Origin of the sequence: Agromyces cavernae (genome assembly GCF_021044935.1) — a bacterium.
GTDB classification, from domain to species: Bacteria; Actinomycetota; Actinomycetes; order Actinomycetales; family Microbacteriaceae; genus Agromyces; species Agromyces cavernae.
This window is the reverse complement of sequence record NZ_JAJNMP010000001.1, coordinates 769811-796047: the sequence shown is the minus strand read 5'-3', so window position 1 is coordinate 796047 and position 26237 is coordinate 769811. Positions and strand designations below refer to the sequence as shown.

The window sequence follows — 26237 nt, the reverse complement described above, 5'->3', positions numbered from 1 at the left end:
GCGACCGCGGGGCATGCTCGCTTCAGAGACTTCGACCAGTCCGAGGAGGACCCCATGAAGAAGCGCACCGTCTGGATCGGCTCCGCAGCCGGCGCCGCGGCGATCGTGCTCGGTGGCGCGGCCATCGCGTTCGCCACGCCGACACCGTCGCCGTCAGGGAATGACGGCACCGATGCCGACGACCAGGTGCTGGTCGGATCCGACCTCGAGAAGGCGAGCGAGGCCGCACTGGCCGAGACCGGCGGCGGAACGGTCGTCGACTCCGAGGCCGACAGCGACGGCGGCAGCAACGCCTATGAGGTCGAAGTGCTCCTCGACGACGGCACCGTGAAGGAGGTCGTACTCGACGCCGACTTCAACTTCGTGAGCTTCGACGACGAGGGCAGCGGCGACGAGGCCGGCGACGACGACGGGCCCAACGACGACTGACGCGAAGCTGCGGCGGGCGTTCCCCTTTCGTCCCGCCGCACACTACGGATGCCCCGGGGCCGCGCCCGGGGCATCCGTTCGTCTGTGCTCGGCGTCAGGCGGCGAGGCCCAGGCGACGCAGATCCTGCGTCGACGCGTGGAACTCATCGCCCGCGGCGATCTTGGTCTCGCGCGGCACGCGAGCGCCGTTCTGCACGCGCGCACCCTCACCGACCGTCGCATAGGGGCCGATCACGGCGTTGCGGCCGATGACCGCGCGGCGGCCGACGTGCGCATTCACGCCGATGACGGCGCGTTCGGCGACGATGGCGTCGCCTTCGATCCAAGCGCCCGGGCCGATCTGCGCTGCGCGCTGAACCTCGGCACCCGGGTCGACGTAGGCTTTCGGGTCGACGAACGCGGTCGGGTCGACCTTTGCGGTCGTGGCCACGAGGCCGCGGCCGTTGACGTGCTTGCGGTAGCGACGCGTGATCCCGGCTTCGTCTTCGAACTCGACATAGCTGATGCCCACGTGCTCCTCCCTCCAGCGCGGTGACTCCACGCCCGAATACGTATACAACCTCTGGGCTGACCTGCGTATTCCCTTCCTCGCGGCCGGGCGAGCCGTCCGCCCGGCGGTGTGCTCGGGCGGTGTGCTCGGCGGCTTCTCGGTGCCAGCACTGAAACCGGCCGGGGCAGGCACCGAACGGGGCCGGAATCCCTTGTTCGCGGTCGTCGACGGAGGCTAGCTTCGCTTCTCATGTCCACGTACCTGCTCTGCGCGAACCCCATCCAGGGTCACGTCGCACCCCTCATCGCCATCGCCCACGACCTCGTCTCGCGCGGCCACGACGTCACCGTCCTCACCGGCTCGCGGTTCCGCCACGCGGTCCTGGAGGCGGGGGCCGACCACCGCGCCCTCGGCGGCATCGCCGATTACGACGACCGTGTCATGCAGGACCACCTGCCCGAGCGGGACCGCCACCGCGGCGTCGGCAAGCTGCAATACGACATCCAGACGATCTTCGTGAAGACGGTGCCCGACCAGTTCCGTGCCGTCGAGGCGGCCGTGTCCGAGCTCGCGCCCGACGCGATCCTCGTCGACTCGGCCTTCGCGGGCATCCTCCCGCTGCTGCTCGACGACGCGGCGACGCGGCCTGCCGTGCTCGCGGCCGGGGTCATACCGCTCAGCCAGTCGAGCACCGATGTCGCGCCGTACGGCCTCGGCCTTCCGCCGGTGCCGGGCGTCCTCGGCCGGCTGCGCAACCGCACGCTGAACCTCCTGGTGCAGCGGGTGCTGTTCCGCAAGACCCAGAAGCTCGCCGATCGCACGATGCGGTCGCTCGGGCGCCCGGCGCTCGATTCGTTCGTGCTCGACTTCTCGCGGAAGTTCGACCGGTTCCTGCAGCTCTCGCCCGCCGAGTTCGAGTACCCCCGCAGTGATCTCTCGGCGAACGTGCGATTCGTCGGCACCGTGCTGCCGCCGGCGCCGGTCGCCGGCCGGCTTCCCCGCTGGTGGCGCGAGCTCGACGGCCGTCGACCCGTCGTGCACGTCACGCAGGGCACGATCGACAACAAGGACTTCGACCGCCTCGTGCGCCCGACCCTCGAGGCGCTCGCCGACCTCGACGTGCTCGTGGTCGTCGCGACCGGCGGTCGCCCGGTCGAGGAGCTCGGCGAACTGCCGGCGAACGCCCGGGCTGCGCAGTTCCTGCCCTACGACCTGCTGCTGCCCAAGACCGACGTGTTCGTCACGAACGCCGGATTCGGCGGCACGCAGTACGCCCTCAGCCACGGTGTGCCGATCGTTGCCGCCGGCGACACCGAGGACAAGCCCGAGGTGTCGATGCGCGCGGAGTGGGCGGGCGTCGGCGTGAACCTCAGGACGGGGAGCCCGACACCCGACGCGATTCGCGCCGGCGTCGCCCGGGTACTCGCCGACCGCGGATATCGCGAGCGGGCGACGGCGTTCGCTGCGAGCATCCGCGAGTACGACACGTTCGACGTGATCGAGGCCGAGCTCGAGGCGGCGTCGATCGTCGCGGCGCTCCGGCTCGAGTCGCCGGTCGGCTGACGCCCGGCGTCGGCCGACGGGGCACGGGGGATCCGGCCGGCTGACGCCCGGGAACGGTCGACGGGGCGGGTTAGGCTGTCCTAAGAACGGATGCCGCGACGCGGGCCGTCCGCCACCCACGACCCAGGCCAGCCTTGCCCGATTCCCCGTTGCTCGACCTCGACCGCGTGCGCATCCGCCACGACGGCGCGAGCAGGGCGACGCCCGACGGAGTGACGCTGTCGATCGCGGCGGGTGAGGTCGTGCTGGTGCTCGGCCCGTCGGGGTGCGGAAAGTCGACGCTCGCGCTCGCGCTCGACGGACTCATCCCCCACGCCGTGCCGGCCGAGCTCCACGGCAGCGTTCGCATCGCCGGGCTCGACAGCCGCGACCACGGCGTCGGCGCGCTCAGCGAGCACGTCGCGATGGTGTTCCAGGATCCCGACGCGCAGGTGGTCACCGGCACCCTGCTCGACGAGGTCGCCTTCGGCCCTGAGAACCAGTTGGTGCCGGTGGCCGACGTGCTCGTTCGCGCCGAGCGCGCCCTCAAACTCGTCGGCCTGTGGGAGCGCCGCGACGAGAACCCCGACCGGCTGTCGGGCGGTGGGCGGCAGCGCCTCGCCATCGCCTGCGCCCTCGCGATGGCGGCCCCGGTGCTCGTGCTCGACGAGCCCACCGCGAACCTCGACCCGGCCGGCATCGACGAGGTGTACGCCGTGCTGCGCGAGCTCGCGAGCGAGCGCGACCACGCCATCGTGCTCATCGAGCACAATCTCGACGCGGCCGTCGACATCGTCGACCGCGTCGTGGTACTCGACGCCGACGGGCACCTCGTGATCGACGGACCCGCACGACACGTGCTGCGCGAACGCGCCGCCGACCTGCTCGAGCTCGGCGTCTGGCTGCCGGTCTCGACGCTCGCCGCGATGCGGCTGCGCGACGCGGGCATCGCGATCGACCCGCTGCCGCTCACCCCCGCCGAGCTCGCGACCGCGCTCGACGCCCACGCCGCGCTCCCCGCGCCGCGGTCGGCGATCCAGGTCGGCACGCCCGCCGGAGATCCGGCGATCCGGGTGCGCGGGCTCTCGGTGCGGCGGGGCGGCAGGCGCGGGCCCATCGTCGTGCACGATGTCGACCTCGACGTCGCCGCGGGCGAATTCGTCGCGATCATCGGCACGAACGGGGCGGGGAAGACCTCGCTGCTGCAGGCGATCGGCGGCGTCATCCCGCCGCCTGCCGGCGCCGTCGACGTGCTCGGCCTCGATCCGGCACGCGCCGACGCGCGCACGCTCTCGCGCCGCATCGGGTTCGTGTTCCAGAATCCCGAGCACCAGTTCGTCGCGCACAGCGTGTTCGGCGAGCTCGAGCTCGGCCTGCGCGTGCACGGCGTGCCCGAGGCCGATCGCACCGAGGCCGCGCTGCGCATGCTGCGCCGGTTCGGACTCGAACACCTGCGCGAGCAGCATCCGTTCCTGCTCTCGGGCGGTCAGAAGCGCCGCCTCTCGGTCGGCACCGCGCTCATCGCCGGCGCCCCCGTGCTCGCCCTCGACGAGCCCACGTTCGGCCAGGACCGCGAGCGTGCCGCCGAACTGCTCGACATGCTGCGCGAGCTCAACGACGAGGGCACGACGGTCCTGGTCATCACGCATGACCTGCAGCTCGTCGCCGACTATGCCACCCGCGTCGTCGTCATGCAGGACGGTCGCATCCTCGGCACCGGCCCCACGGCCGACGTGCTCGCAGGACCCCTGATCGACGAGGCCGGGCTACGCCACCCGCCGCTCGCGAGGGCGACGCGCGGCCTCCTGAACCACCCCGACTGGCATGGCGTGAGCCGGATGTCCCAGCTCCCGCCCGTCCCCGAGGCCTCAGCATGACCGCGCCGACGGCACGCAAGGTCGCACCGACCGGACCGGTACCGGCACCGCCGCCCACGCAGCCCGACCCGTTCGCCGAGCAGCACCCGGCACGAGGCATCCTTTTCCTGCACGCGCTCAATCCGCTCGCGAAGCTCGCCGGCCCGCTGCCGTTCATGATCGCGCTCGTGTTCACGCGGGGATTCGCGATCCCGATCGCATTCATCGTGCTCGTGATGGCGCTGCTGCTCATCGGAGCCCGACTGCCGGCGCGCGGCGCCCTCGCGCTCGTTGTCGGCACGCCGATCGCCGTGCTCGTGCTCGGAGTGACCTTCGGCGTCTGGGTCGACCCGTCGCGTATCGACGAAGCGAGTGCCGCGGCATCCGTCGTGCTCATGCAGATCGGCGAGTGGCAGTTCACCCTCGCCGCCTACCTCGTGGGGCTCGCCACCTCACTGCGACTCGCGGCGCTGCTCATGCTCTCGCTGGTCGCGGGCCTCACCTCGACGGGGCCCGAGTTCGTGCGCGCGATGGTGCAGAACCTGAGGGTGCCGTACCGCATCGGCTACACGGCGCTCGCGGCACTGCGATTCGTGCCGCGGTTCGGGCACGAGCTCGAGGTCATCCGGGCCGCTCACCGGGTTCGCGGGACCGACACCCGTCGCGGACCCGTCGCGGCGGTGCGCCGCGGCATCGGCTATGCGATTCCGCTGCTCGCGAGTGCGATCCGCCACGCTGAGCGGGTCGCGCTGGCCATGGACGCGCGCGCGTTCGGCGCGCACGCCACCCGCACCGAACGCACCCTGAGCCCGTGGCGTGTGCGCGACACCGTGTTCGTCGCGGCCTTCTGGGCGATCGGCGTCGGCGTGTACTGGTGGGCGCTGGGGTCGGGACTCGGCTGACCTGCCGCGATGGGCGCCCTCCCCCGGCGTTCGCCCGTCGCGGCGACCGCGCCGAGAGTGCGTATCTCGCCCTCCCCGGGGCGAGGAGTGCACGCTCGGCAGCGGCAATGCGAGCGGCGAAGCGCCGAGAGTGCACCTCCCGCCCTCCTGGGGGCGGTGAGTGCACTCTCGGCGGGGACGGGGACCGGGCTACTCGGCGGGCGGCTCGGTGCCCTCGATCTCGACGAGGAACACGAGCGTCTGCCCGCCGAGGTCGTGCGCCGCGGGGTCGGTGCCGTAGGCGTACTCCGGCGGAATCGTGACGATGAGCTTCGTGCCCACCTTCTGGCCGACGAGCGCGGCGCCGAAGCCCTGGATGACGCCGTCGGTCGGGAACGTCGCGGGCTCACCGCGCGCGTAGCTCTCGTCGAACACCTCGCCGCTGTCCCAGCTGATGCCCTTGTACTGCAGGGTGACGCTGTCGCCGGCCTGGACGGTATCGCCGTCGCCCTCTTCGATGACGTGCATCTGCAGCTCGGTCGAGGGCTCGGCGTCGGGGATCGTGACCGTGGGCGACTCGCCCTCGGCGCCGAACTCGACCTCGGGCACGTTCTCGGTCCACTCGGAGGGCTTCAGCGGCTCCTGCACCTCGACGACGTCCATGACGATGACGAGGGTCTCGCCGGGGGCGACCCCGATGGACTCGTTGCCCTGGTCGCCGTAGAGCAACTCGGGGGGAGCGACGGTGACGGTGCGCGAACCCAGCGGCACGCAGTCGACGCCGGCGCGGAACGCCTCGAAGATCTGGTCGTTGCCTGAGTCGATCGTCGTGGGCTGCGAGAAGACCTGCTCGCCCGACGTGCCCGAGTACGCGGTCACGACGACGTTGACGGCGTCGCCTGCGACGGTGTCGTCGCCGTCGCCCTCGATGGCGATCGTGCGCTCGAGGGCGGTGGCCTCAACGGGAGTGGTGAAGGTCGCGGTCGGCGACCCGGCGAACTCGCCCTCGACGGTGACGCCCTCGCTCAGCGCGCCCGAGGCGACGTCCATGCACTCGGCAGCCGGGGTCTCGGATGCCTCGGGAGGGGTGGAGCTGCCGGCGCAGCCGGCGAGGAGGAGGGCTGCGGCTGAGGCGAGCGCGATGGGCGCAGCACGGCGCAGTGCACGATTCATGAGGGTGTGTCTCGATTCGATCGGAAACAAGAATGCTGAAAGCAGGTCGTCCAAGTCTGCCCTGTTCGCCTTTCGATTGCCTGAATTCGGCCGAATCGTTGCCATCGGGGTCACAATGGGCGCATGGGGGATACGACGGGAGAGCCTGATTTCGTCGAGGGGTCCGCGCCTGACGCGACATCCTTCGCCGATCTCGACGAGCTGATCTGGAATCCGATCTCGACGGCCGCGGTGGCGCGAGCCCACCCGCGGTTCGACGAACTCGTGCTCGACGCGTGCGCCCGTGACGGGGCATCCGCCCTTCCGACGGCCGAGCTCGTCGGTGTCGGCGGCCTCGTCGACGCGGTCGACGCGTCTGCCGAGCTCATCGAGATCGCGCGCGAGCGCGCGGGCGAGCGGATGCCCCAGCTGCGATTGCACGTCGCCGACCCGACGACGTGGGAGACGACCGGCTACGACCTCGTGCAGTGCGTGCTCGGGGTGTCGTCGTTCCCCGACCTCGACGCGGGGGTGCAGCACCTGATCGAGCGGGCCCGGCCGGGCGGACGTGTGGCGATCACGGTGTGGGCGCATGGAGCCCTCGAGCCGCTGCCCGAGGTGCTCACCGCCGTTCTGCCCGACGCCGGAGCGGACGTCGAGTCCGATGCGGTGCACGCGCCTGAACTCGACGAACTGCACACTGCAGGCACGCTCGCCCACTGGCTGACCGGTCTGGGCCTCGTCGGAGTGCGTGCCGAGGCCGTGCAGCGGCACGTCGACCTCACCGACGAGATCGCCTGGACGCTCGTGCTCGGCACCGACCTGCGTGCCGGGCTCGGAGACCTCGAGGGCGACGAGGCCGTCGCGGAAATGCGCGAGCGGTACCTGCGAGAGCTCGCTCACCGCGAGGTGACGTCGGTCGACCTCACGACCCTCATCGCCGTCGGGCAGCGACCCGAGGAGTCGGCTTAGCGGGGATCGGGCCCGGTCGCCGCCGGACGCGACGGATCGTTCGACCACTGGCTCCATGACCCGGGGTAGAGCGCGGCGTCGACCCCGGCGATCGCGAGCGACGCGACCGCGTGCGCCGCGGTGACGCCCGAACCGCAATAGGCGGCGACGGGATCGCCGACCTGCACGCCGAGGGCGGCGAATCGTTCGCGGAGGGCATCGGGCGAGCGGAACCGGCCCGCTGCGTCGAGATTGTCGCCGCTCGGCGCCGAGACCGCCCCGGGAATGTGTCCGGCACGCGGGTCGATCGGCTCGGTCTCGCCGCGGTATCGCTCTGCGGCTCGAGCGTCGATCAGCACCCCGCGGCCGGCGACATCGGCGACCTCGTCGATGCCGATCACCGGCATCGCCCCGAACCTCGCCGTCGCGTCGCCACGCTCGGGCACGACATCGCCGGTCTCGAGCGCATGACCCGCCGCGCGCCAGCCGGCGAGGGCGCCGTCGAGCAGTCGCACATCACCGAACCCCGCGTGGCGCAACAGCCACCACGCCCGGGCCGCCGACTGGTTGCCGAGGTCGTCCATGACGACCACGGTGTCGCCGTCGCGCAGCCCCCACCGTCGCATCGCCTCGGTGAAGTCCGCCTCCGCGGGAAGCGGATGCCTCCCCTCGCCGACCGCGTCGTGGTCGGCGAGCTCACGATCGAGATCGACGTAGACGGCACCGGGGACGTGCCCAGCGCGATAGGCCTCGGTGCCGTCGGGCGCGGCGAGCGACCAGCGCACGTCGAGCACGACCGTGCGAACGCCTGCGGCGAGGCGTGCGGCGAGGTCATCGGGCTGGATGAGGATGGGCATGCCCCCATCCTCGCCCACTCCCGGCCTCGCGGTCTCTCGGCCCCGGGCGTGCGCTCAGCCCTCGAGGATCTCGGCGAGCGCGGTGAACCCGCGGGAGCGGGCATGATCGAGCGCGGTGACCCCGTCGTGGTCGGCGATCGACCGGTCGGCACCGGCCGCGAGCAGGATGCGCACGATCTCCTGGTGGCGGGATCCCCCGTCGCCGAGGATGACGGCCTCGAGCAGCGCGGTCCACCCGAGGTCGTTGACGTGGTCCACGTCGATGCCGGTCTGCACGACCCGGCGCACGTAGTCGACGTGCCCCCGCTCGCTCGCCGGGATCACCGAGACGCCGCCGAAGCGGTTGCGGATCGTGAGGTCGGGGTCGGCGGGCAGCAGTGCCTCGAGCATCGCGACGCTGCCCGTGACACCGGTGACGAGCCAGGGGGTGTCGTGGCGGTCGTCGAGCGCGTCGGGATCCGCGCCGGCCGCGACCAGCGCCTTCGCCACGTCGACGTGGTCGCCGGCGACCGCGAGGAGCAGCGCGGTGCGCTCGTGCGAGTCGCGCACCTCGACGTCGGCGCCGGCCCGGATGGCGAGCTCGACGGTCGTGGCGTCACCCGACGCGGCGGCCGTGAGCAGCGTTGCGTCGGGGTCGGGGAGGTGGGGTGCGGGAGTTTCGGTCATGACGGGATCCTCTCGTGTCGTCGCCTGCGTGGGGGCGTGCTCGCCGGGTGCGTCGGCGGCGGCGCAGCCGGAGCAGAGCATCGCCGTCGCGAGGACCGCGACGGCGACGCTCCAGCGTGCTCGAGGTGTCAGCCCCACGGCGACCCGACGACGTCGAACGGTCCGGTCGCGATCTGCTCGTCGAACTTGCTGTCGACCGCCAGCAGGCGCCCGCGCAGCATCTTCGCCGTCGTGTACACCCGGTCGGGGTCGCTCGCCAGCTGCGAGCGCAGCGTCGCCGCCGAGCCATCGGCCGAGAGTCGCAGCGATGCCACCGTCTTCGAGAAGTTGCGGATCACGGTCAGCTGGTTGCCCTGCAGCACGAGTCCGTCGGCGTTGACGAGGTCGGCGCCGCCGGTGGCGACCTCCGAGACCGCACCGTCAGCCGCGGCGAATCGCCAGAACCGGCCGACGTTGCCCTGGGCGACGACGAACGCGCTGCCGTCGGCGCTCAGCACGATGCCCCCGAGATTGAAGCCCGCGAGGCGGGCGATCGTGCCCGAGGCATCCGCCCACAACTCGGCCGTCCAGCCGTCGCCGCCGTCGGCCACCCGGAATACCTGCGGATCGTTCGAGTTCGTGAAGTACGCGGCGCCGTCGGGGCCGATCGCGACGTCGTTGAGGAACGCGTCGGCAGTGCCGGGCACGCGCAGGGCGGCGAGCAGCTCGCCCTCGGGCGAGTACACCCAGAGGTCGGGGCGAGCGGGGTTGCCGATGCCGTTCGGCCCTCCGGCGACGTACACGTTGCCGTCGCCGTCGACCGTGACGCCGCGCGCGGTGAAGCGGCCGTCGGCGCCGTCGCCCGCGAGCCACTGCTCGGCGACGGGATTCTGCACGCTCCCCCGGTGGATCTCGCCGCCGGTCACCTCGCTGACGTAGAACAGACCCCGGCGCTCGTCGGCGCCGATCCCCTCGAACTTCGAGCCGCCCTCGTCGGCGGCGACCGTGTACCGGTCGGGCCGTCCGGCATCGGCGGCGACGGCGGCCCCGGCCCCGCCGACGAGGGCGGTCGTCGTGACGCCCGCGGTCAGCGTCGCCGCGGCGAGCAGGGTGGCGATGGTGCGTTGCATGGAAGCTCCTCATCTCGGACACGGCGGGTGTCGGCCGTGCTGTTCCAGCCTCCCGGTGGATTCGGGCGGGCGCGTCGGGCGAACGGCCACGACTCGATAGCCGATCGGATGATGCCGACCCGAGCATCGATTGCCTAGGCTGGCCGATCATGTCCACCTCAGACCGAACCGGTGTCCGCGGCATCCTCGCACCGGTCGACCGTCTCGACCGCTGGCTGCTCGTCGTCCTGCTCGTGCTCATCGCGACGTGCGCGGTACGCTACCTCGAGCGTCACGGTCTCGGCACCGAGAGCACGCTCGTCCTCGCGGGAGCCGCACTGCTCGCGGTCGCGGCCGTCGTACGCCCGTTGCTGCCCGCCCGACGGTGGTGGCCGACCGCGTGGGTCGTGACCGTCACGGTGCTGTGGGCCCTCCTCACCCTCGCGGCGCCCTCGTTCGCGTGGTGCGCGGTGCCGCTCGGCTTCGCGGTGCTGCAGGTGCTGCCGTTCGGGGGCGCCGTCACCGTCGTCGTCGTGATGACCGGGGTCGTCAGCGTCGCGACGCTGCGGATCGCGGAGGGCATCGACCCGACGGTGATCGTCGGGCCCATCGGCATCGCCGTCGTCACGGTCCTCGTCTACCGGGCGCTCCAGCGCGAGTCGGTCGCACGACAGCAGCTCCTCGACGAGCTCACGGACGCGCAGGACGAGCTGCTGCAGGCGCAGCACCGTGCCGGCGCCCTCGCCGAGCGCGGCCGGATGTCGCGGGAACTGCACGACTCGGTCGGGCAGCGATTCGCGAGCATGACGCTGCTGCTCGCCGCGGCCGAACAGGACTGGGAACGTCAGCCCCGGCTCGCGAGGGACCACGTGCGGGTCGCGGCCGAGGCCGCGCGCGACGGACTCGACGACGTGCGCCGAGTGGTCCACGGCCTGCCGCCCGCCGAGGTGGCCGGCGATGAGACGTCCGAGGCGCTGCCGACGGCGCTGCGCCGGCTCGTCGACGAGACCCGCACGGGGATCGACGTGACGGTGCACGTGCACGGCGACCCGGCACCGCTTCCCGCAGAGGTGGCGGGCGCGGTGCTGCGCTCAGCCCGGGGGGCGCTCGCGAACGCGGTCGAGCACTCGCGTGCGACGCGCATCGCCGTGAGCCTCACGTACCTGGGCGACGAGGTGCGACTCGACGTGCGCGACGACGGCATCGGCTTCAGCACCGACCGGGTGCATCCCGTGAGCGGTCGTGGCCGCGGGCTGGCGGGCATCCGCGACCGTGCCGAGGCCCTCGGGGGCCGCGCGTCGGTCGAGAGCGCGCCCGGCGACGGCACCACGGTCTCGATCGAGCTCCCGTTGGGATCGTCATGACGATCCGCGTCGTACTCGTCGACGACCATCCCGTCGTCCGCGCCGGACTCGCGGCGCTCCTCGCCGGCACCGACGACCTCGAGGTCGTCGGTGAGGCGCACGACCTCGCGAGCGCGCGTTCGATCGTCGGCGCCCTGCGACCCGATGTCGTGCTGATGGACCTCGACCTCGGCGAGGGCGCCGGCGGGGCGGAGGTCACGGTCCGGCTGCGCGCCCTGGCCGACCCGCCGCACGTGCTCGTGCTCACGACGTACGCGACCGACGCCGACATCCTGCGTGCGCTCGACGCCGGCGCGAGCGGCTACCTGCTGAAGGATGCCCCGGCGTCCGAGCTCTTCGCGGGGATCCGGGCCACGGCTCGCGGCGAGACGGTGCTCGCGCCGTCGGTCGCCGCCACCCTCGTGCGCCGCGCCGCATCGCCGGGGCCGGTCATCACCGAACGCGAGGTGGCCGTGCTCGAGCTGCTCGCGCAAGGCCTCGGGAACCGCGAGATGGCGCGCGTCCTGCTCGTGTCGGAGGCGACCGTCAAGTCGCACCTCTCGCACATCTACGCGAAGCTCGGCGTCGACACCCGCGCGGGCGCGGTCGCCGCCGCGATCGAGCGCCGCGTCATCCGTCGCTGAGCCTCGGTGTCCGCTGCGGGCCCCACCCGCGCTCCCGCCCCCACCTCGACGAGGTCACGCGTCCCTGCCGTGCGGAGCGCCATCGGCGTGCCGCTCGCGCTTGCGCACCTCGGGCACCGTGAGCTCGGGCACGGCGCGCTTCATGAACTCGTCGAAGTCGGGCACCGTGAACGCGGCGTAGCCGTGCTCGGGCGTGTAGAGCAGCCCCATGTCGATGAGCTCGGCCCGCGTCGGCCCGACCTGCGTCGACTCGCGACCCAGCACGCGCGCGACGTCGGCGGCCTTCTGCGGCTCGGGGCCGAGCTCGGCCATGGCCCGCAGGTATGCGGTCTGCAGGGGGGTCGCGCGATCGAGACGCACCCTGAAGAACGAGCTGTCGAGCTTCGCCTCATAGGCCTCCCGGGCGATCTCGACGTCGCTGCGGTGCACGCGGCCGGCGGTGGCGACGGCCCAGACCTGGTGCCCGAGCTCTTGAATGAAGTACGGGTAGCCCTGCGTGATCTGCATGGCGAGGTCGACCGCGTCGTCGTCGAAGACGACCCCCTCGACGCGGGCGGGCTCGGTGAGCGCCGCGCGCGCGTCGTCGCCGGCCAGCGAGCCGATCACGGGGAACGTGAAGAGCCGCTCGGCATAGGACTTGGCGTCGCCCGCGAGCTCGGCGATCTGCGGCAGCCCCGACCCGACGAAGACGATCGGCAGCCGGCGCTGCACCGTCTTGTGCACGGCCTGGATGAGGGCCTCGAGCTGGGTTCTGCCGAGGAACTGCACCTCGTCGATGAGAAGTGCGACGCCGCGGTGCTGCTCGTCGGCCGCCTCGCCGAGCGCCACGAAGACGTCGGTGAGGTCCATCGAGAGGTCGCCGTGGTCGCCCTCGCCCTCGGCGGGCGGCACGTCCCACGAGACGCTGAAGGTGCCCTTCTGGTCGACCGAGACCGCGAAGGCGCTGAGCACCTCGGCGGCTCGGCGTCCGCGCTCGGTCCACCGCGCGCGGGGTGACAGGCGCAGCAGCGCCGCCTTCAGCTGCGAGAACATCGTCTGCCGGAACCGGGCGTCGTCGTGCTTGCTCGCCTCGATCTCGACGACCTCCCACCCGGCCGCGCGCGCGATCTCGCCGAACCGGCCGAGCAGCACGGTCTTGCCGACGCCGCGCAGGCCGGTGACGATCATGGACTGCTCGGTCCGGTGTCGTTCGAGGCGGCCGAGCAGCACGGTGAAGGCCTCGATCAGGTCGTCCCGGCCGACGACGACCTCGGGGGCGGCACCCGCGTTCGGCGTGTACGGGTTGCTGATGCTGTCCATGCTCGCGAGTTTAGGAGTATTGGGGGAATTTATCGAGATTTCATAAAGTTGACTAAAAGCGACAACACCCGCCGATAGAATGGCCGGACGGAACACATGCGAACGCTGGGAGGCTGAATGATCGCCAGCCTCGCTGCGTTCGCGGTTCTCGCGCTCGTCACCCCCTACGCCACGAGGTTGCTCGGTCGCCGGGTCTTCGCCGTCATCGCGCTGCTGCCCGCCGCGGTGTTCGTGCTGCTGCTCGCGTGGCTGCCGGGCGTGCTCGCGGGAACACCCGTCGTCGAGACCGTGACGTGGATCCCCGCCCTCGACATCGCCCTGAGCTTCCGGCTCGACGCGCTCGCACTGCTGCTCGCGCTCATCGTCACCGGTATCGGCGCCCTCGTGCTGCTCTACTGCATGCGCTACTTCAGCGACGACGAGCCGGCGCTCGGGCGCTTCGCAGCCCTGCTCCTCGCCTTCGCGGGCGTCATGTTCGGGCTCGTCACCGCCGACGACGTCTACGTCATGTTCACGTTCTGGGAAGCCACGAGCGTGCTCTCGTACCTGCTCATCGGTCACTACACCGGCCGCAAAGAGAGCCGCGGTGCCGCTCTGCAGGCCCTCACCGTGACGACGTTCGGCGGGCTCGCGATGCTCGTCGGCCTCGTCATCCTGTCGGTCGCGGGCGGCACGACGTCGCTCGCCGAGCTCATCGCGAACCCGGTGACCGGCCCGGCGGGCGAGTGGGCGATCGCGCTCATCCTCATCGGGGCGGTGTCGAAGAGCGCCCTCGTGCCGTTCCACTTCTGGCTTCCGGCCGCGATGGCCGCGCCGACCCCGGTGAGCGCCTACCTGCACGCCGCCGCCATGGTCAAGGCGGGCGTCTACCTCGTCGCGCGCCTCGCCCCCGGCTTCGCCGAACTCGAGGTGTGGCATCCGATCGTCATCGGCCTCGGCGCGTTCACCATGCTCGTCGGCGGGTGGCGCGCGCTGCGGCAGTACGACCTCAAGCTGCTGCTCGCCTACGGCACGGTCAGCCAGCTGGGCTTCCTGGTCATGGTCACGGGCTTCGGCACGCGCGACGCGGCGCTCGCGGGCGTCGCGCTGCTGCTCGCGCACGCGCTCTTCAAGGCGGCCCTGTTCCTCGTCGTGGGCGTCGTCGACCATGCCGCCGGCACGCGCGACTGGCGGAAGCTCTCGGGGCTCGGGCGGCGCATGCCCGTCGTCGCGACGATCTCGATCGTCGCCGCCGCATCGATGGCGGGTGTGCCTCCGCTGCTCGGATTCGTCGCGAAGGAGGCGGTGTTCACGGCCGAGCTCGAGGCGGCCGCAGCGGGAGACGCCTGGGGCTGGGTCGCGCTCGCGGGCGCGTTCGTCGGCTCGGTACTCACCGTCGCGTACAGCGCGCGATTCCTGTGGGGCGCGTTCTTCACGCGAGCGGATGTCCCGGCCACGCCCCTGCACCGCGAGGGCGCGCTCATCGCGACCGCGCCGGCGCTGCTCGCCGCGGCGAGCGTCGTGTTCGCGTTCACGGTGCCCCTCATCGAGCCGCTGCTCGCCGCCTACGCCGACACCCTGCCCGGCGCCGACGAGTACCACCTCGCGCTGTGGCACGGGCTCGAACCGGCGCTCGCCCTGTCGGCCGCCGTGTTCGCGATCGCGGCACTGCTGATCTGGGGGCGCCAGCGGGTCGCCCGCATGCAGGCCGCGATGCCGCCCACCATCGACGCGGCACGCGGCTATCTCAGCATCGTCTCGGTCGTCGACCGCATCGCGGCCTGGGTCACGACGGCATTCCAGGTGCGCGGACTCACCGGCTACCTCGCGATCATCATGGCGGTCTTCATCGGCGGCCTCGGCAGCGCGGCGCTCATCAACCAGACCTGGCCCGACGGGGTGCGACTCTGGGACTACCCGGCGCAGCCGTTCATCGCGCTCGTGATGATCATCGCGGCGGTCGTCGCGGCCATCGTTCGTGCGCGGGTCACCTCGGTGCTGCTCGTGAGCGTCACCGGCTACGGGCTCGTGCTGCTGTTCGGCATGTCGGGCGCCCCCGACCTCGCCCTCACCCAGGCCCTCGTCGAGACGATCACCCTCGTCGTGTTCGTGCTCGTGCTGCGCCGCCTGCCGAAGCAGAGCGCCGCGCACCCCACGGCGCTCGGCCGCGTGACCCGCGTCGTCATCGGCGTGCTGGCGGGCCTCGTCATGGGCGTGATCGGCCTCGTGGCGCTCGGTGCCCGCATCGAACCGACCATCGCCGAGGGCCTTCCCGCGCTCGCGATCGAGGCGCACGGCACGAACATCGTGAACGTCATGCTCGTCGACATCCGCGCCTGGGACACCCTCGGGGAGATCTCGGTGCTCGTCGCCGTCGCCACGGGCGTCGCGAGCCTCATCTTCGTGTCGGGCCGCACCGGCGGCGCACCCCGCCTCGACGCGGGTGACGAGGGCGTGAACCGCCGCGACCGCCTGCAGCCGGTGCCCGAGCCGGCGTCGAGCATCCGTGCCGCGAAGCCGCGCCTCGCCGACGTCGAGCACGAGACGGATGCCGCGGCCGAGGCCGCCGGCACGCGCCAGACCTGGCTCCTCGCCGGGCGCACGCTGTCGCCCCGCAACCGCTCGATCCTCATCGAGGTGCTCGTGCGGCTGCTCTTCCACCCGGCGATCATCGTGTCGGTGTACCTGCTCTTCGTGGGCCACAACGCGCCGGGCGGCGGGTTCGCCGGCGGACTCCTCGCGGGCCTCGCGCTCGTGGCCCGCTACCTCGCGGGCGGACGGTACGAGCTCGGCGAGGCCGCCCCGGTCGACGCCGGGCGCCTGCTCGGCACGGGGCTCCTGCTCGCCGCAGGCACGGCGGCGTCGTCGCTCGTGTTCGGCCTCACTGTGTTCGAGTCGACGTGGTTCGAGGCTGACGTGCCGCTCCTCGGCCACCTGTCGATCGGCACCTCGACGCTCTTCGACATCGGCGTGTACCTCGTGGTCGTCGGGCTCGTGCTCGACATCCTCCGCTCGCTCGGCGCCGAGGTCGATCGTCACCAAGAGGAGTCCGAAGAGCCCGTCGGTCGGGTAACGACGGAGGAGCGCATCGAGACCCCGTCACCAGGTCTCGATACGGCGCTGCGCGCCTACTCGACCGACGACGGCGAGGTGCGCGCATGACCGCCTCGCTGACCCTCGTCATCCTCATGGCGGTGCTCTTCGGCGCCGGCATCTCGGTCATGCTCGAACGCAGCCTCACGCGCGTGCTCATCGGGTTCCTGCTCGTCGGCAACGCCGTGAACATCCTCATCTACCTCATGAGCGGCGCCCCCGGCCTCGCGCCGATCCTCTCCCAAGGGGTCGACGAGTCCGAGATCTCCGACGCGCTGCCGCAGGCGTTCGTGCTCACCGCGATCGTCATCAACCTCGGCATCACCGCCTTCATGCTCGCCCTCATCTACCGCTCGTGGTGGCTTGCCCGCCTCGGGCCGAAGGGCGACCTCGTCGACGACGAGGCCGAGCTCGCCGAAGACGCCGAAGAGGCCGCCGACCTCATCCGCTCCTCCGCCGCCGACGACGCCGCGATCCAGTCGATCATCGATGCGAGCGACGAGGAGTTCGACGAGGAGCTCGACGAGATGCTCGAGCGCGAGGCATCCGCTCGCGATGACGAGCACGACGACGAGGGGGCCCCACGATGACCGCCGCCCTCGTTCCCCTCGTGGTGCTGCTGCCGCTGCTCGGCGCCGCCACCACGCTCATCCTCGGCCGGTACCGTCGTGCCCAGATCGCCGTCGCCGTCGGCGTGCTGACCGCGGTCACCGCCATCGCGGCGGTGCTGCTCGTCATGGTCGACACGACCGGGCCGGCCGTCGTCTACATCGGCGGGTGGGAGGCCCCATGGGGCATCACCCTCGTCGTCGACCGGCTCTCGGCGATCATGCTGCTGATCTCGGCGATCATGCTCGTCGTCGTGCTCGTGTACTCCGTGGGCCAGGGCATCGCCGACCAGCATCGCGAGACGCCGGTGTCGATCTTCCACCCGAGCTACCTCATCCTCTCGGCGGGCGTCTTCAACGCGTTCATCGCCGGCGACCTGTTCAACCTCTACGTGGGATTCGAGATCCTGCTCGCCGCGAGTTACGTGCTGCTCACGCTCGGCGGCACCGGCGAGCGCATCCGCGCGGGCGTCACCTACATCATCACGAGCCTCGTGTCGTCGCTGTTCTTCCTCTCGGCGATCGCGCTCATCTACGGGGCGACGGGCACGGCGAACATCGCCCAGCTGTCGGTGCGCCTCGCCGAGCTGCCCGACGACGTACAGCTCATCCTGCACCTGCTGCTGCTCATCGCCTTCGGCATCAAGGCGGCCATTTTCCCGCTGTCGTTCTGGCTGCCCGACTCGTACCCGACCGCTCCCGCACCGGTCACCGCCGTGTTCGCCGGGTTGCTCACGAAGGTCGGTGTGTACGCGATCATCCGCACCGAGACGTCGATCTTCAGCGACAGCGACCTCTCGGGCCTGCTGCTCGTGATCGGCGGGCTCACGATGCTGATCGGCATCCTCGGTGCGCTGACCCAGGCCGACATCAAGCGTCTGCTGTCGTTCACGCTCGTGAGCCACATCGGGTACATGATCTTCGGCATCGGGCTCGCGAGCGTGCTCGGGCTCACCGCGACCATCTACTACGTCGTGCACCACATCACCGTGCAGACGGCGCTGTTCCTCACGACCGGCCTGATCGAGCGGTTCGGTGGGGCGACCTCGATCAACCGGCTCGCCGGCCTGCTCAAGGCCTCCCCGATCCTCGCCGTGCTGTTCTTCATCCCCGCGCTGAACCTCGGCGGCATTCCGCCGTTCTCGGGCTTCCTCGGCAAGGTGGGGCTGTTCGTCGCCGGGGCGCAGGGCACGGCCGCCGACGCCCCGTCGGGACCCGATTGGCTCATCTGGGTCGTCATCGGGGCGGGCGCCGCGACCTCGCTCATCACCCTGTACGCGCTCACCCGGTTCTGGAACATGGCCTTCTGGCGGCGGCGCGACGAGCTCGAGGGCTACGAGTCGGTGCTGCTCGGATCGGTGCTCGAGGCACCCGAAGGCGCCACGGTCACGGCGACGCGCACCACGCCCGTGCTCATGATCGTCGCGACCGCCACGCTCGTGATCGTCACCGTGTGCCTCACCGTGTTCGCGGGCCCGCTGTTCGACCTCGCGGGCCGGGCGGCCGAGGGACTCAGCGACCCGTCGATCTACGTCTCGCTCGTCTTCCCCGGGGGTGTGCGATGAGCGAGGCGACGCGCGAGATCTCGCGCTGGCGGTCGGTATGGCGGCAACTGCCCCTGCTCGTCGGCCTGCTCGTGCTGTGGCTGCTGCTCTGGGACCACATCGACGTGCTCACCGTCGTCACCGGCGTCGTGCTCGCCATCGCCGTGACCCGGGCGCTCTACCTGCCGCCCGTGCTGCTCAGCGGCCGCTTCAACCCGTGGCGCGGCCTGCTGCTCGGGCTGCGCATGATGTTCGACGTCACGATCGCGTCGCTGCAGGTCGCGGCATTCTCGCTCTGGCCCTGGTGGAAGCCGACGAATTCGATCATCGCCGTGCAGCTGCATACGCGCTCCGACCTCGTGACCACCCTCACGGCCGAGGCGATCTCGGTCGTCCCGGGCACGGTCGTCGTCGACATCGATCGCGAGCGCGGCCTGCTCTACCTGCACGCGCTCGGCACCCGAACGCAGGCCGACATCGACCGCACCTACGGCCACGTACTCGGCACCGAGGAACGCATCGTGCTGGCCATCGGCACGCACGAGCAGGCCGAGGTCGTGCGCGCCGAGCGGCGGGCTCGGCGCCTGAGCGGCGAGAAGTACGTCTCGAGAACCCACGACCGCGGCGCCGGGTCATCCGACCGCTCATCGAACGGAGGCGCATCGTGACCTTCCTCACCGTCGTCGGCATCATCGCCGCCGTCATGTTCGGCATCGGCGCCATCGCCGCGGTCTATCGCATCATCCGCGGCCCGTCGATCCTCGACCGGGCGCTCGCCACCGACGTGCTGCTCGCGATCGCGATGTGCGCACTCGGCGCCGAGATGGCGATCAACAAGCACACCGACACGCTCGTCGTGCTGCTCGTGCTCGCGATGTTCGCGGTCGTCGGCTCGATCTCGATCGCGCGGTTCATGGCGAAGCAGGATGCCTCATGAGCGCCGCCGAGATCGCGGATGTGACGCTGCGTGCACTCATCAGGAGCCTGCGATGAGCGCCGCCGAGATCGCGGATGTGACGCCGCGTGCACTCATCAGGAGCCTGCGATGAGCGCCGCCGAGATTGCGGTGGGGTTGCTCATCCTGGTGAGCGCCTTCCTCTCGATGGCGGCCGGCATCGGCATCGTGCGGTTCCCCGACGTGCTCACCCGGCTGCACGCGGCGACGAAGCCGCAGGTGCTCGGTCTCGCGACCGTGCTGCTCGCGATCGTGCTGCAAGTGCCGACGTGGGGCGTGCTGTCGACGACGGTGCTGGTTCTGACGTTCCAGCTGCTCACCCAGCCGATGACCGCGCACATGCTCGGACGCTCCGCCTACCGCACCGACCACGTGCGCCGCGACCTGCTCATCGAGGACGACCTCGGCGACGACATCGCCGCGCACGACCAGCAGGCCGGCACAACGCGCTGAGGGCGGTGTCGCCGGCCGGCCGACGTGGCGAGCGCCACGCGCGTCGTCATCCGGTGACGGGATCGTGCTGCCATTCGGCCGACGGCAGCTCCAGCCACGGAAGCTCGGTGCCCGGTGGGTACGGCGGTACCTGCGTCTGCCACGTGCTGTCGGGGATGTCGGGGTCGTTCGGAGTGAGCGAGCGCCGCTCGAACGCAGGCGTGCCGGTCGACAGCGGCGCGAACAGGCCCCTGACCTGCGAGAGCACCCCATCGGGAATCGCGCCCGCGAGACCGGCGGCGAGCACGAGGCGGGGATCGGCGCGCACGAGCTCCTCGGCGAGCGCGGGCGTCACCGACGCGCCAACGGGCAGGAGCCAGCCGCCCGCGGCGGCGATGGCCGGCCCGGCCGCGAGTGCGTCGGGGAAATCGAGTGACGTGGCGAGTCCGACCGTGTCGGCGGTCGCCGGGGCGCCGAGATCCCTCGCCACCCGCATGGCGGTCTCATACCGATCCACACCGCCCAGCCGGACCGTCTGGGGGGCGAGACCGGCGAGTTGATCGCGGACCCCGGAGGAGACCACGCCGCTCCCCCCGACGACGACGATGCGCTGCGGCCTGAGCCGCGCCAGCTCGGCCCGCGTCGCGGCGGGGAGGACAGTCGAGGCGGTGAGCAGCACGGGACCGCCGAGCTGCGCCGCCGCGGCGCCGGCGGAGAGCGCGTCGGGGAAGTTCGCACCCGTCGCGACGTAGGCGATGGGCACGTTCGCGGCGAACGTCGCCCTCGACAGCGCAGCGGCCGTCGCGTAGCGGTCGGGCCCCGACATCCGCACCGCCGGCACTCCCGCCGCGGCCGAGGCCGAGGCCATGACGGCATCCGACACGATCGCGCTGCCGCCGACGACGACGAGCTTGCTCGGCCGGAGCCTCGCGAGCTCGTCGAGCACTGCCTGTGGACTCGTCGATCGCGGTACGAGCAGCACCGGTCCGGTACCGCCGGTCGCGGCCGCGGCGGCGAGCGCGTCGGGGAAGTTCGCTCCGGTCGCGAGATATGCCGCCGGCACCGCTGCGCCGGACGGGAAGGCGTGCTTCGACAACTCCACCGCGGTGAGGTACCGATTCTGGCCGCCGACTCGCGTCGTCCCGGCATCGAGCGGCATGCCCGTGAATCGTGCGAGCAGGTTCGTGGTCATCGTCCGCACGCTCTGCTGCGCCGCCGGTCCGTCGCCGAGGAGACCGCGCGGGTAGCGCAGGGTGCCGGCGCTGAACACATGCGCGTCCGACGGGGCCTGGTAGAGCGTGGATTCCTGCAGACCGATGTTGTCTCCGCGGCGCGTGACGAACGTCGACCCGGCGAGCACCGCCTGCGTGGTGCCCGCCTTGAGCACCGGCCCCGGGAACTCCGGGAGGCGCCGATCCACCTCGATGCCGACGAGCATCGGGATGCGGGACCCGTTGCGCAGGCCCGTGCCGCGATAGAACCAGTGATCCGCCTGTTCGACGACCCAGGCATCGTCACCGCGTGTCATCCCGGTGGAGTCGTTCGTCGGCCACATCTGCCCGATGAGCGGCTGCTCCGGCCGCGGGATGTCTCGGAACAGCACCGTCCGCGACCCGTCCTTGACGGGATCCAGGTGGGCCTCCCGGTAGGAGACCATGGTGCGGTTCGGAGTCCCCGCCGACGACGGTTCGAGGCGCACCTGCCAGTAGACGTTGTTGGCACCGAGGAAGGCGATGTCGATTCCGGCATCGCGCGCCTGCTCGGCCGCCGTGAACATCTCCCGGGTCCAGTACTCGTCGTGGCCGACCGAGATGAGGGCCTCCTGCCCGGTGAGGAGGCCGGGGTCCGCGTGCAGGTCCATGTCGGTCGCGTAGGTGACGTCGAAGCCGCGCGACTCGGTGTACCGGATCGTGGGGGCGTCGTCGGTCATGACGGCGCCGGCGCCCGAGTCCGCGAACGGCCGGTCGAAGCTCGCCTTGACGGCCGACGGGAATCCGTTGAGGGTGATCGGCCCGAATGAGTTGTACGCGTAGAGGCTCTTGCCCGTCCTCCCGTCGTTCGGGTAGTTGTTGTATGCCTGCATGGTGAGCGTCGACTGCATGTGCACGAGCGCCCCCTGCCGGGCATCATCGCGCACGACGAACGACGCGTACGATTGCACGGTTCCCCGGGTCAGGACCACGACGTAGACACCGCTCGTCCAGTTCTGCTGCGTCTGCACGGTGAAGGCATTGCTCCACGGGCAGGTGATGAGGCCCGTCGGCATCTGGGTCACGCAGTTCGGCTGGGGCGACGCCGTGAACGTGCCCCTGGCCATCTCGCGTGCCCCGGTGCCCTGGTACCAGCCGAGTCGGTAGAGACGATAGCTCGCAGGACCGGCGGATGCCGCGTGGACGCGGATCGCCACTGTCGCGCCGTTGTCCACACTCGCCGCGGATGCATAGCCCTTGATGGCCTTCGTGGTGTCGTTGGCGACACTGTGGCCGGCCCAGGGGATGCGCCACGCGGTCGTGCCCGGGTGCCGGTTCTCGAGGACGATGGGGTTGACCTGCGGCGGCTCCGCTGCCGCAACCGCGGCGTGCACGGCGTTCGACTCTGCGGGGGATGCCGATCCCGACGCCGCGGACATGACGACGAGGACCGCCGCGAGGCCGAAGGCGAGCGGCACGCGCATGATGCCCTCCGAGGTGTCTTCGGTCGACTCGGATGTGCTCGTGCAACGGACGCACGGACACGAGAATTCCTCAATATTGTACGCCCGGGGTTGCTGGATCGCCCGCCGAACTCGGTTCGCGCCGATGGCGGAACCGGGGCCTCGACTCGCGCGGGGTCAGCCGCGGCCGGTGAACTCCGGCTTGCGCTTCTGCTGGAACGCGGCGAAGCCCTCGCGGTAGTCGGCCGTGTCGCAGAGCGCTGCCTGGGCGCGGTTCTCCTCGGCCATCGACGCCCAGAGCCCGAGGCGGTCGTCGCGGAGCGCGGCGACCAGGCGCTTCGACGCCACGAATGCCTGGGTCGCGCCGGTCGCCGCCCCTCGGGCCGCGGCACGGGTGGCATCCAACACCTCGTCGGCGGGGAAGACCTGCGAGAAGAGTCCGGCGGTGACGGCGTCGGCGCCCGACATGAGCCGACCGGTCACGATGAGGTCCATGGTGCGATGCGCGCCGAGACGCTCGACGAACAGGGCGTGCCCGCCCGAGTCGAGTGTCGCGCCGAGGTTCGCGAACGGCGAGCCGATCTTGGCGTTGTCGGCGACGTAGACGATGTCGCTCGCGATGAGCAGCCCGAGTCCGACGCCGAGGCACGCGCCATGCGCGACCGCGAACGTCGGCGCCGGGAACTCGGCCATGCGGTGCAACAGCGGCTCGACGATCCCGCCGAGGTACCCGAGCACGTCGTCGTCACGCGGGTCGACGCCCGAGATGTCGCGGCCTGCGCAGAATGCGCGCCCCTCGCCGCGAAGCACGAGCGAACGGATGTCGCCGGCCTGGGCCATCCGCTCGGCATCGGCATACGCGTCGCCCAACTCGGCGAGCGCCGCCGGATCGAGCGCATTGAGCTTCTCGGGCGCGTTCAGCACGACCTCGGCGACGCCGTCGGACACACTCAGTTCGATCATCGTTGATCCTCTCGTTCGCGACTGTCCCTCGCGCGATTCATGATGCCGAAAGTTTCCGTTCGCGCCGACTGTTTCCGTTGAACTCGTCGCACTCGGTGGAAACGGAAACACTCGGCGGGACGGGCGCGGCGGCGCGGACGCCGGGGAGGCGGGCCGGCACGGGCGGGCGGGTCATACGTCGTAGTCGACCACGACCCGGTCGGACTTGGGGTGCGACTGGCAGGTGAGCACGTATCCGCGCTCGAGCTCGTCGGGCTCGAGCGCGTAGTTCTCGGTCATCGCGACACTGCCCTCGAGGAGCCGCGCCCGGCACGTGCCGCAGACGCCACCGGCGCACGCGAACGGCACGTCGGGCCGGATGCGCAGCGCCGCGTTCAGGATCGACTCGTTCGCCGACACCGGGCTCTCGACGGTCGACGACTGCCCGTCGAGCGTGAACTCGATCGCGACCGTCGGCTCGCCCCGCTCGACCACGATGTGTCGCCCGTGACGCGGTTCGACGCGGTCGGCATCGGTCGTGAACAGCTCGTAGCGCACGTGGACCGGGTCGACGCCCTTCGCCGCGAGGGTGTCGCGGGCGAGCTGCACGAGCTCGAACGGTCCGCACAGGAACCATTCGTCGACCGTCTCGGGACGGATGAGCAGATCGAGCATCGTCTCGAGCTTCGGCGCGTCGATGCGCCCCGACAGCAGCGGCGCCGTGCGCTGCTCCCGCGAGAGCACGTGGTGCACCGCGAGCCGCGACGGGTAGCGGTCCTTCAGGTCGGCGAGCTCCTCGAGGAACATCACGTCGAGCGTCGACCGGTTCGTGTAGACGAGTTCGAACTCGGATGTCGCGGACCGGGCCAGCACCGTGTGGGCGAGCGCCATGAGCGGGGTGATGCCCGAGCCCGCGGCGATCCCGACGACGTGCTTGCCGTCGAGCGCGTCGAGGGTCGAGGTGAACGTGCCCTGCGGGCTCATCACGTCGAGCGTGTCGCCGGCCTTCAACTCGGAGGTGGCCCAGGTGGAGAAGACCCCGCCGAGGTCGCGCTTGATCGCGACCGAGATACGGCCTCGCTCGGGAGGCCGACAGATCGAGTAGCTGCGGCGTCGTTCGTGGCCTTCGAGTTCTGCGCGCAGCGCGACGTACTGGCCGGCCAGGTAGGTGTAATCGTCGGCGAGGGCCTCGGGCACCGCGAAGGTGACCTCGACGGCGTCGGCCGTGAGCGGCCGCACCTCGGCGACCTCGAGGGGGTGGAAGCGGGCGCGGTGGCGTTTGGCGACGTGTTCGCCGCCGACGGTCGACGCGAGGAACGCCTCGGCGACGGACGTGTCCGCCAGCCGGGCCGTCGATGCCGGGGACGCCGTCGACCCCAGGTTGCGCGCCGCCATCAGAGCACCTTGAAGTAGTCGAACGGCTCGAGGCAGTCGCGGCACTCGTAGAGCGCCTTGCACGACGTCGAGCCGAAGCGGGCGAGCTCCCGGGTGTTCAGCGAGTCGCAGCGGGGGCACTTCACCGCGAGCTGCACACGCACCGGCCCCGTGCCGCGTGCCGCAGCGAGTCCCGTCGGCGCCTGGATGCCGTAGCGGCGGAGCTTCTCCTTGCCCGCGTCGCTCATCCAGTCGGTCGTCCACGCGGGCGCGAGCACGAGGTCGACGCGCACGTCGTCGTAGCCGGCGTGCGTGAGGGCGAGCACGACGTCGTCTCGCATCGCCTCGAGCGCGGGACATCCGCTGTACGTGGGCGTCAGCCGCACGCGAACGGCGCCGTCATCGCCGACCTCGACCGAGCGCAACACGCCGAGGTCTTCGATCGTGAGGACCGGGATCTCGGGGTCGGTCACGGTCGCGGCGACCTGCCAGGCACGCAGCGCGGCCGGGTCGTCGGGCAGCGGTCGGGCGACGGATGCCTCTGCCACGGCCGCGGTCACCATGATGCCCCCGGGTGCTGGCGGGCGAGCACCTGCATCTCGGCGAGCAGCGGACCGAGGTGCTCGGTGTGGCTGCCGCGGCGACCGCCGCCCGACGCGATGAACGCCGTGCGGCCGGTCGGCAGTTCGAGCTCGGCCTCGGCGAGCACCGCGTCGATGACCTCGTCGAACGGCTCCCGAAGACGCGACGGCAGCACGGCGACGCCCTCGCTGGCGAGCCGCTCGACGAGTTCGTCGTCGTGGAAGAGCTCGTCGACGTACGGCCACGTGTCGGCAACCGCGGCGATCATGCGGCGGCGCGACTCGTCGGTGCCGCCGGCCAGGCGCAGCACCCACTGCGTCGCGTGGTCGCGATGGTAGTCGACCTCCTTCACGGACTTCGCCGCGATCGCCGCGAGCGTCGGGTCGGTCGACGCGCTGAGCTCGCCGTAGAGCTCGAACAGGTAGGTCGCGATGAAGAGCTGGCGGGCGATGGTGTGCGCGAAGTCGCCGTTGGGCTGCTCGAAGATCCACGCGTTGCGCCACTCGGGCTCGTCGCGCCAGTAGGCGAGGTCGTCTTCGCTGCGGCCGGTCGCGGTGCCGGCGTAGTGCAGCAGCGAGCGCGCATGCCCGATGAGGTCGAGGGCGATGTTGCCGAGCGCGACATCCTCTTCGAGTTCGGGGGCGCGGGCGATCCACATTCCGAGCTGCTGGGCGAGCACGAGGGCGTCGTCGCCGAGGCGCAGCGCGTACTCCGCGACATCCGCCGACGCGACCGCGCCATCGCCGGCCGCGCCGGCGCCCGCGAACTCATCGGCGAGCGCGAGCCGGTCGACCGACACGTCGCCGTGCACGTCCTCCGTCGATCGAGCAGCCGACGAAGGAGGCGTATCGAGATCCTCGTGCGGGGTCTCGATACG

The 26237-nt window shown here is 71.4% G+C and carries 24 protein-coding genes; 13 read left to right on the top strand and 11 right to left on the bottom strand.

Annotated features, from left to right (window positions below; genetic code table 11):
* The first annotated feature begins 54 nt into the window (after positions 1 to 54).
* Positions 55 to 429 (top strand): PepSY domain-containing protein, encoded by a 375-nt coding sequence (locus tag LQ757_RS03670; protein ID WP_231045841.1) that lies wholly within the window; start codon positions 55 to 57, stop codon positions 427 to 429.
* Between the two features lie 94 nt (positions 430 to 523).
* Here LQ757_RS03670 and LQ757_RS03665 read toward each other — a convergent pair whose 3' ends face one another.
* A complete protein-coding gene (locus LQ757_RS03665) occupies positions 524 to 940 on the bottom strand; it encodes a transferase (protein WP_231045840.1) in 417 nt (138 codons plus the stop codon).
* A 228-nt stretch (positions 941 to 1168) separates the two neighbouring features.
* On the opposite strand from LQ757_RS03665, the gene LQ757_RS03660 reads away from it, so the two are divergent.
* From LQ757_RS03660 to LQ757_RS03650, 3 genes are all read left to right on the top strand, one after another.
* Positions 1169 to 2482 (top strand): glycosyltransferase, encoded by a 1314-nt coding sequence (locus tag LQ757_RS03660; protein WP_231045839.1) that lies wholly within the window; start codon positions 1169 to 1171, stop codon positions 2480 to 2482.
* Between the two features lie 149 nt (positions 2483 to 2631).
* Positions 2632 to 4338, top strand: coding sequence for an ABC transporter ATP-binding protein (locus LQ757_RS03655; protein WP_231045838.1), 1707 nt, complete (start codon positions 2632 to 2634; stop codon positions 4336 to 4338).
* On the top strand, positions 4335 to 5219 hold the full coding sequence (locus LQ757_RS03650) for an energy-coupling factor transporter transmembrane component T family protein (RefSeq protein ID WP_231045837.1): 885 nt from the start codon (positions 4335 to 4337) through the stop codon (positions 5217 to 5219). The genes LQ757_RS03655 and LQ757_RS03650 overlap by 4 nt, the downstream gene beginning before the upstream one ends.
* A gap of 189 nt (positions 5220 to 5408) precedes the next feature.
* Here the strand turns inward: LQ757_RS03650 and LQ757_RS03645 are convergent, their stop codons facing one another.
* Positions 5409 to 6371, bottom strand: a complete 963-nt coding sequence (locus tag LQ757_RS03645) for an FKBP-type peptidyl-prolyl cis-trans isomerase (protein WP_231045836.1) — start codon at positions 6369 to 6371, stop codon at positions 5409 to 5411.
* 123 nt (positions 6372 to 6494) lie between these two features.
* On the opposite strand from LQ757_RS03645, the gene LQ757_RS03640 reads away from it, so the two are divergent.
* Positions 6495 to 7322: a class I SAM-dependent methyltransferase gene (locus LQ757_RS03640; protein WP_231045835.1), complete on the top strand. Its 828-nt coding sequence runs from the start codon at positions 6495 to 6497 to the stop codon at positions 7320 to 7322.
* Here LQ757_RS03640 and LQ757_RS03635 read toward each other — a convergent pair.
* The 3 genes from LQ757_RS03635 to LQ757_RS03625 form a co-directional block, all read right to left on the bottom strand.
* Complete coding sequence (locus LQ757_RS03635; protein WP_231045834.1) at positions 7319 to 8158, bottom strand: sulfurtransferase; 840 nt, start codon at positions 8156 to 8158, stop codon at positions 7319 to 7321. The two genes, LQ757_RS03640 and LQ757_RS03635, sit on opposite strands and share 4 nt — an antisense overlap.
* A 54-nt stretch (positions 8159 to 8212) precedes the next feature.
* Positions 8213 to 8824: an ankyrin repeat domain-containing protein gene (locus LQ757_RS03630; RefSeq protein ID WP_231045833.1), complete on the bottom strand. Its 612-nt coding sequence runs from the start codon at positions 8822 to 8824 to the stop codon at positions 8213 to 8215.
* 128 nt (positions 8825 to 8952) lie between these two features.
* Positions 8953 to 9933, bottom strand: a complete 981-nt coding sequence (locus LQ757_RS03625) for an SMP-30/gluconolactonase/LRE family protein (protein WP_231045832.1) — start codon at positions 9931 to 9933, stop codon at positions 8953 to 8955.
* Positions 9934 to 10082: 149 nt separating this feature from the next.
* On the opposite strand from LQ757_RS03625, the gene LQ757_RS03620 reads away from it, so the two are divergent.
* Entirely contained in the window at positions 10083 to 11276 is a 1194-nt protein-coding gene (locus tag LQ757_RS03620) for a sensor histidine kinase (protein ID WP_231045831.1), read from the top strand.
* Positions 11273 to 11899, top strand: a complete 627-nt coding sequence (locus LQ757_RS03615; protein ID WP_231045830.1) for a response regulator — start codon at positions 11273 to 11275, stop codon at positions 11897 to 11899. The genes LQ757_RS03620 and LQ757_RS03615 overlap by 4 nt, the downstream gene beginning before the upstream one ends.
* A 54-nt stretch (positions 11900 to 11953) precedes the next feature.
* On the opposite strand, the gene LQ757_RS03610 is transcribed toward LQ757_RS03615, so the two are convergent.
* Positions 11954 to 13198, bottom strand: a complete 1245-nt coding sequence (locus tag LQ757_RS03610; protein ID WP_231045829.1) for an ATP-binding protein — start codon at positions 13196 to 13198, stop codon at positions 11954 to 11956.
* 117 nt (positions 13199 to 13315) lie between these two features.
* Here LQ757_RS03610 and LQ757_RS03605 point away from each other — a divergent pair, with 117 nt between their 5' ends.
* The 6 genes from LQ757_RS03605 (at position 13316) to mnhG (ending at position 19830) form a co-directional block, all read left to right on the top strand.
* On the top strand, positions 13316 to 16339 hold the full coding sequence (locus LQ757_RS03605; protein WP_231045828.1) for a Na+/H+ antiporter subunit A: 3024 nt from the start codon (positions 13316 to 13318) through the stop codon (positions 16337 to 16339).
* Positions 16336 to 16860 (top strand): NADH-quinone oxidoreductase subunit K, encoded by a 525-nt coding sequence (locus tag LQ757_RS03600; protein ID WP_231045827.1) that lies wholly within the window; start codon positions 16336 to 16338, stop codon positions 16858 to 16860. Before LQ757_RS03605 ends, LQ757_RS03600 begins: the two co-directional genes overlap by 4 nt.
* Positions 16857 to 18443, top strand: coding sequence for a Na+/H+ antiporter subunit D (locus LQ757_RS03595; RefSeq protein ID WP_231045826.1), 1587 nt, complete (start codon positions 16857 to 16859; stop codon positions 18441 to 18443). The genes LQ757_RS03600 and LQ757_RS03595 overlap by 4 nt, the downstream gene beginning before the upstream one ends.
* Positions 18440 to 19090 carry a Na+/H+ antiporter subunit E gene (locus LQ757_RS03590; protein WP_231045825.1) on the top strand — a complete coding sequence of 217 codons (651 nt, stop codon included), beginning with the start codon at positions 18440 to 18442 and terminating at the stop codon, positions 19088 to 19090. The genes LQ757_RS03595 and LQ757_RS03590 overlap by 4 nt, the downstream gene beginning before the upstream one ends.
* Positions 19087 to 19359 (top strand): monovalent cation/H+ antiporter complex subunit F, encoded by a 273-nt coding sequence (locus tag LQ757_RS03585; RefSeq protein WP_231045824.1) that lies wholly within the window; start codon positions 19087 to 19089, stop codon positions 19357 to 19359. Before LQ757_RS03590 ends, LQ757_RS03585 begins: the two co-directional genes overlap by 4 nt.
* A gap of 108 nt (positions 19360 to 19467) precedes the next feature.
* Complete coding sequence (gene mnhG / locus LQ757_RS03580; protein WP_231045823.1) at positions 19468 to 19830, top strand: monovalent cation/H(+) antiporter subunit G; 363 nt, start codon at positions 19468 to 19470, stop codon at positions 19828 to 19830.
* Between the two features lie 46 nt (positions 19831 to 19876).
* Here the strand turns inward: mnhG and LQ757_RS03575 are convergent, their stop codons facing one another.
* From LQ757_RS03575 to paaC, 5 genes are all read right to left on the bottom strand, one after another.
* Positions 19877 to 22483 carry a cell wall-binding repeat-containing protein gene (locus LQ757_RS03575; RefSeq protein WP_231045822.1) on the bottom strand — a complete coding sequence of 869 codons (2607 nt, stop codon included), beginning with the start codon at positions 22481 to 22483 and terminating at the stop codon, positions 19877 to 19879.
* A gap of 156 nt (positions 22484 to 22639) precedes the next feature.
* A complete protein-coding gene (locus tag LQ757_RS03570; RefSeq protein WP_231045821.1) occupies positions 22640 to 23425 on the bottom strand; it encodes an enoyl-CoA hydratase/isomerase family protein in 786 nt (261 codons plus the stop codon).
* A gap of 171 nt (positions 23426 to 23596) precedes the next feature.
* The gene (gene paaE / locus LQ757_RS03565) at positions 23597 to 24799 is read right to left on the bottom strand and encodes a 1,2-phenylacetyl-CoA epoxidase subunit PaaE (protein WP_231045820.1); all 1203 of its coding nucleotides are present in this window, start codon (positions 24797 to 24799) and stop codon (positions 23597 to 23599) included.
* Positions 24799 to 25341, bottom strand: a complete 543-nt coding sequence (gene paaD / locus LQ757_RS03560) for a 1,2-phenylacetyl-CoA epoxidase subunit PaaD (RefSeq protein WP_231045819.1) — start codon at positions 25339 to 25341, stop codon at positions 24799 to 24801. Before paaD ends, paaE begins: the two co-directional genes overlap by 1 nt.
* On the bottom strand, positions 25335 to 26234 hold the full coding sequence (gene paaC, locus LQ757_RS03555) for a 1,2-phenylacetyl-CoA epoxidase subunit PaaC (protein WP_372459629.1): 900 nt from the start codon (positions 26232 to 26234) through the stop codon (positions 25335 to 25337). Before paaC ends, paaD begins: the two co-directional genes overlap by 7 nt.
* Positions 26235 to 26237 lie beyond the last annotated feature (3 nt).

Excerpts from the sequence above, each read along its gene's own strand:
- LQ757_RS03630 (WP_231045833.1), bottom strand. The coding sequence starts at position 8,824 with ATGACCGAAACTCCCGCACCCCACCTCCCCGACCCCGACGCAACGCTG.
- mnhG (WP_231045823.1), top strand. The coding sequence starts at position 19,468 with ATGAGCGCCGCCGAGATTGCGGTGGGGTTGCTCATCCTGGTGAGCGCC.
- LQ757_RS03610 (WP_231045829.1), bottom strand. The coding sequence starts at position 13,198 with ATGGACAGCATCAGCAACCCGTACACGCCGAACGCGGGTGCCGCCCCC.
- LQ757_RS03595 (WP_231045826.1), top strand. The coding sequence starts at position 16,857 with ATGACCGCCGCCCTCGTTCCCCTCGTGGTGCTGCTGCCGCTGCTCGGC.
- LQ757_RS03605 (WP_231045828.1), top strand. The coding sequence starts at position 13,316 with ATGATCGCCAGCCTCGCTGCGTTCGCGGTTCTCGCGCTCGTCACCCCC.
- LQ757_RS03570 (WP_231045821.1), bottom strand. The coding sequence starts at position 23,425 with ATGATCGAACTGAGTGTGTCCGACGGCGTCGCCGAGGTCGTGCTGAAC.
- LQ757_RS03590 (WP_231045825.1), top strand. The coding sequence starts at position 18,440 with ATGAGCGAGGCGACGCGCGAGATCTCGCGCTGGCGGTCGGTATGGCGG.
- LQ757_RS03640 (WP_231045835.1), top strand. The coding sequence starts at position 6,495 with ATGGGGGATACGACGGGAGAGCCTGATTTCGTCGAGGGGTCCGCGCCT.
- LQ757_RS03625 (WP_231045832.1), bottom strand. The coding sequence starts at position 9,933 with ATGCAACGCACCATCGCCACCCTGCTCGCCGCGGCGACGCTGACCGCG.
- LQ757_RS03600 (WP_231045827.1), top strand. The coding sequence starts at position 16,336 with ATGACCGCCTCGCTGACCCTCGTCATCCTCATGGCGGTGCTCTTCGGC.
- LQ757_RS03620 (WP_231045831.1), top strand. The coding sequence starts at position 10,083 with ATGTCCACCTCAGACCGAACCGGTGTCCGCGGCATCCTCGCACCGGTC.
- LQ757_RS03660 (WP_231045839.1), top strand. The coding sequence starts at position 1,169 with ATGTCCACGTACCTGCTCTGCGCGAACCCCATCCAGGGTCACGTCGCA.
- LQ757_RS03645 (WP_231045836.1), bottom strand. The coding sequence starts at position 6,371 with ATGAATCGTGCACTGCGCCGTGCTGCGCCCATCGCGCTCGCCTCAGCC.
- LQ757_RS03650 (WP_231045837.1), top strand. The coding sequence starts at position 4,335 with ATGACCGCGCCGACGGCACGCAAGGTCGCACCGACCGGACCGGTACCG.
- LQ757_RS03575 (WP_231045822.1), bottom strand. The coding sequence starts at position 22,483 with ATGCGCGTGCCGCTCGCCTTCGGCCTCGCGGCGGTCCTCGTCGTCATG.
- LQ757_RS03670 (WP_231045841.1), top strand. The coding sequence starts at position 55 with ATGAAGAAGCGCACCGTCTGGATCGGCTCCGCAGCCGGCGCCGCGGCG.
- paaE (WP_231045820.1), bottom strand. The coding sequence starts at position 24,799 with ATGGCGGCGCGCAACCTGGGGTCGACGGCGTCCCCGGCATCGACGGCC.
- LQ757_RS03615 (WP_231045830.1), top strand. The coding sequence starts at position 11,273 with ATGACGATCCGCGTCGTACTCGTCGACGACCATCCCGTCGTCCGCGCC.
- LQ757_RS03635 (WP_231045834.1), bottom strand. The coding sequence starts at position 8,158 with ATGCCCATCCTCATCCAGCCCGATGACCTCGCCGCACGCCTCGCCGCA.
- paaD (WP_231045819.1), bottom strand. The coding sequence starts at position 25,341 with ATGGTGACCGCGGCCGTGGCAGAGGCATCCGTCGCCCGACCGCTGCCC.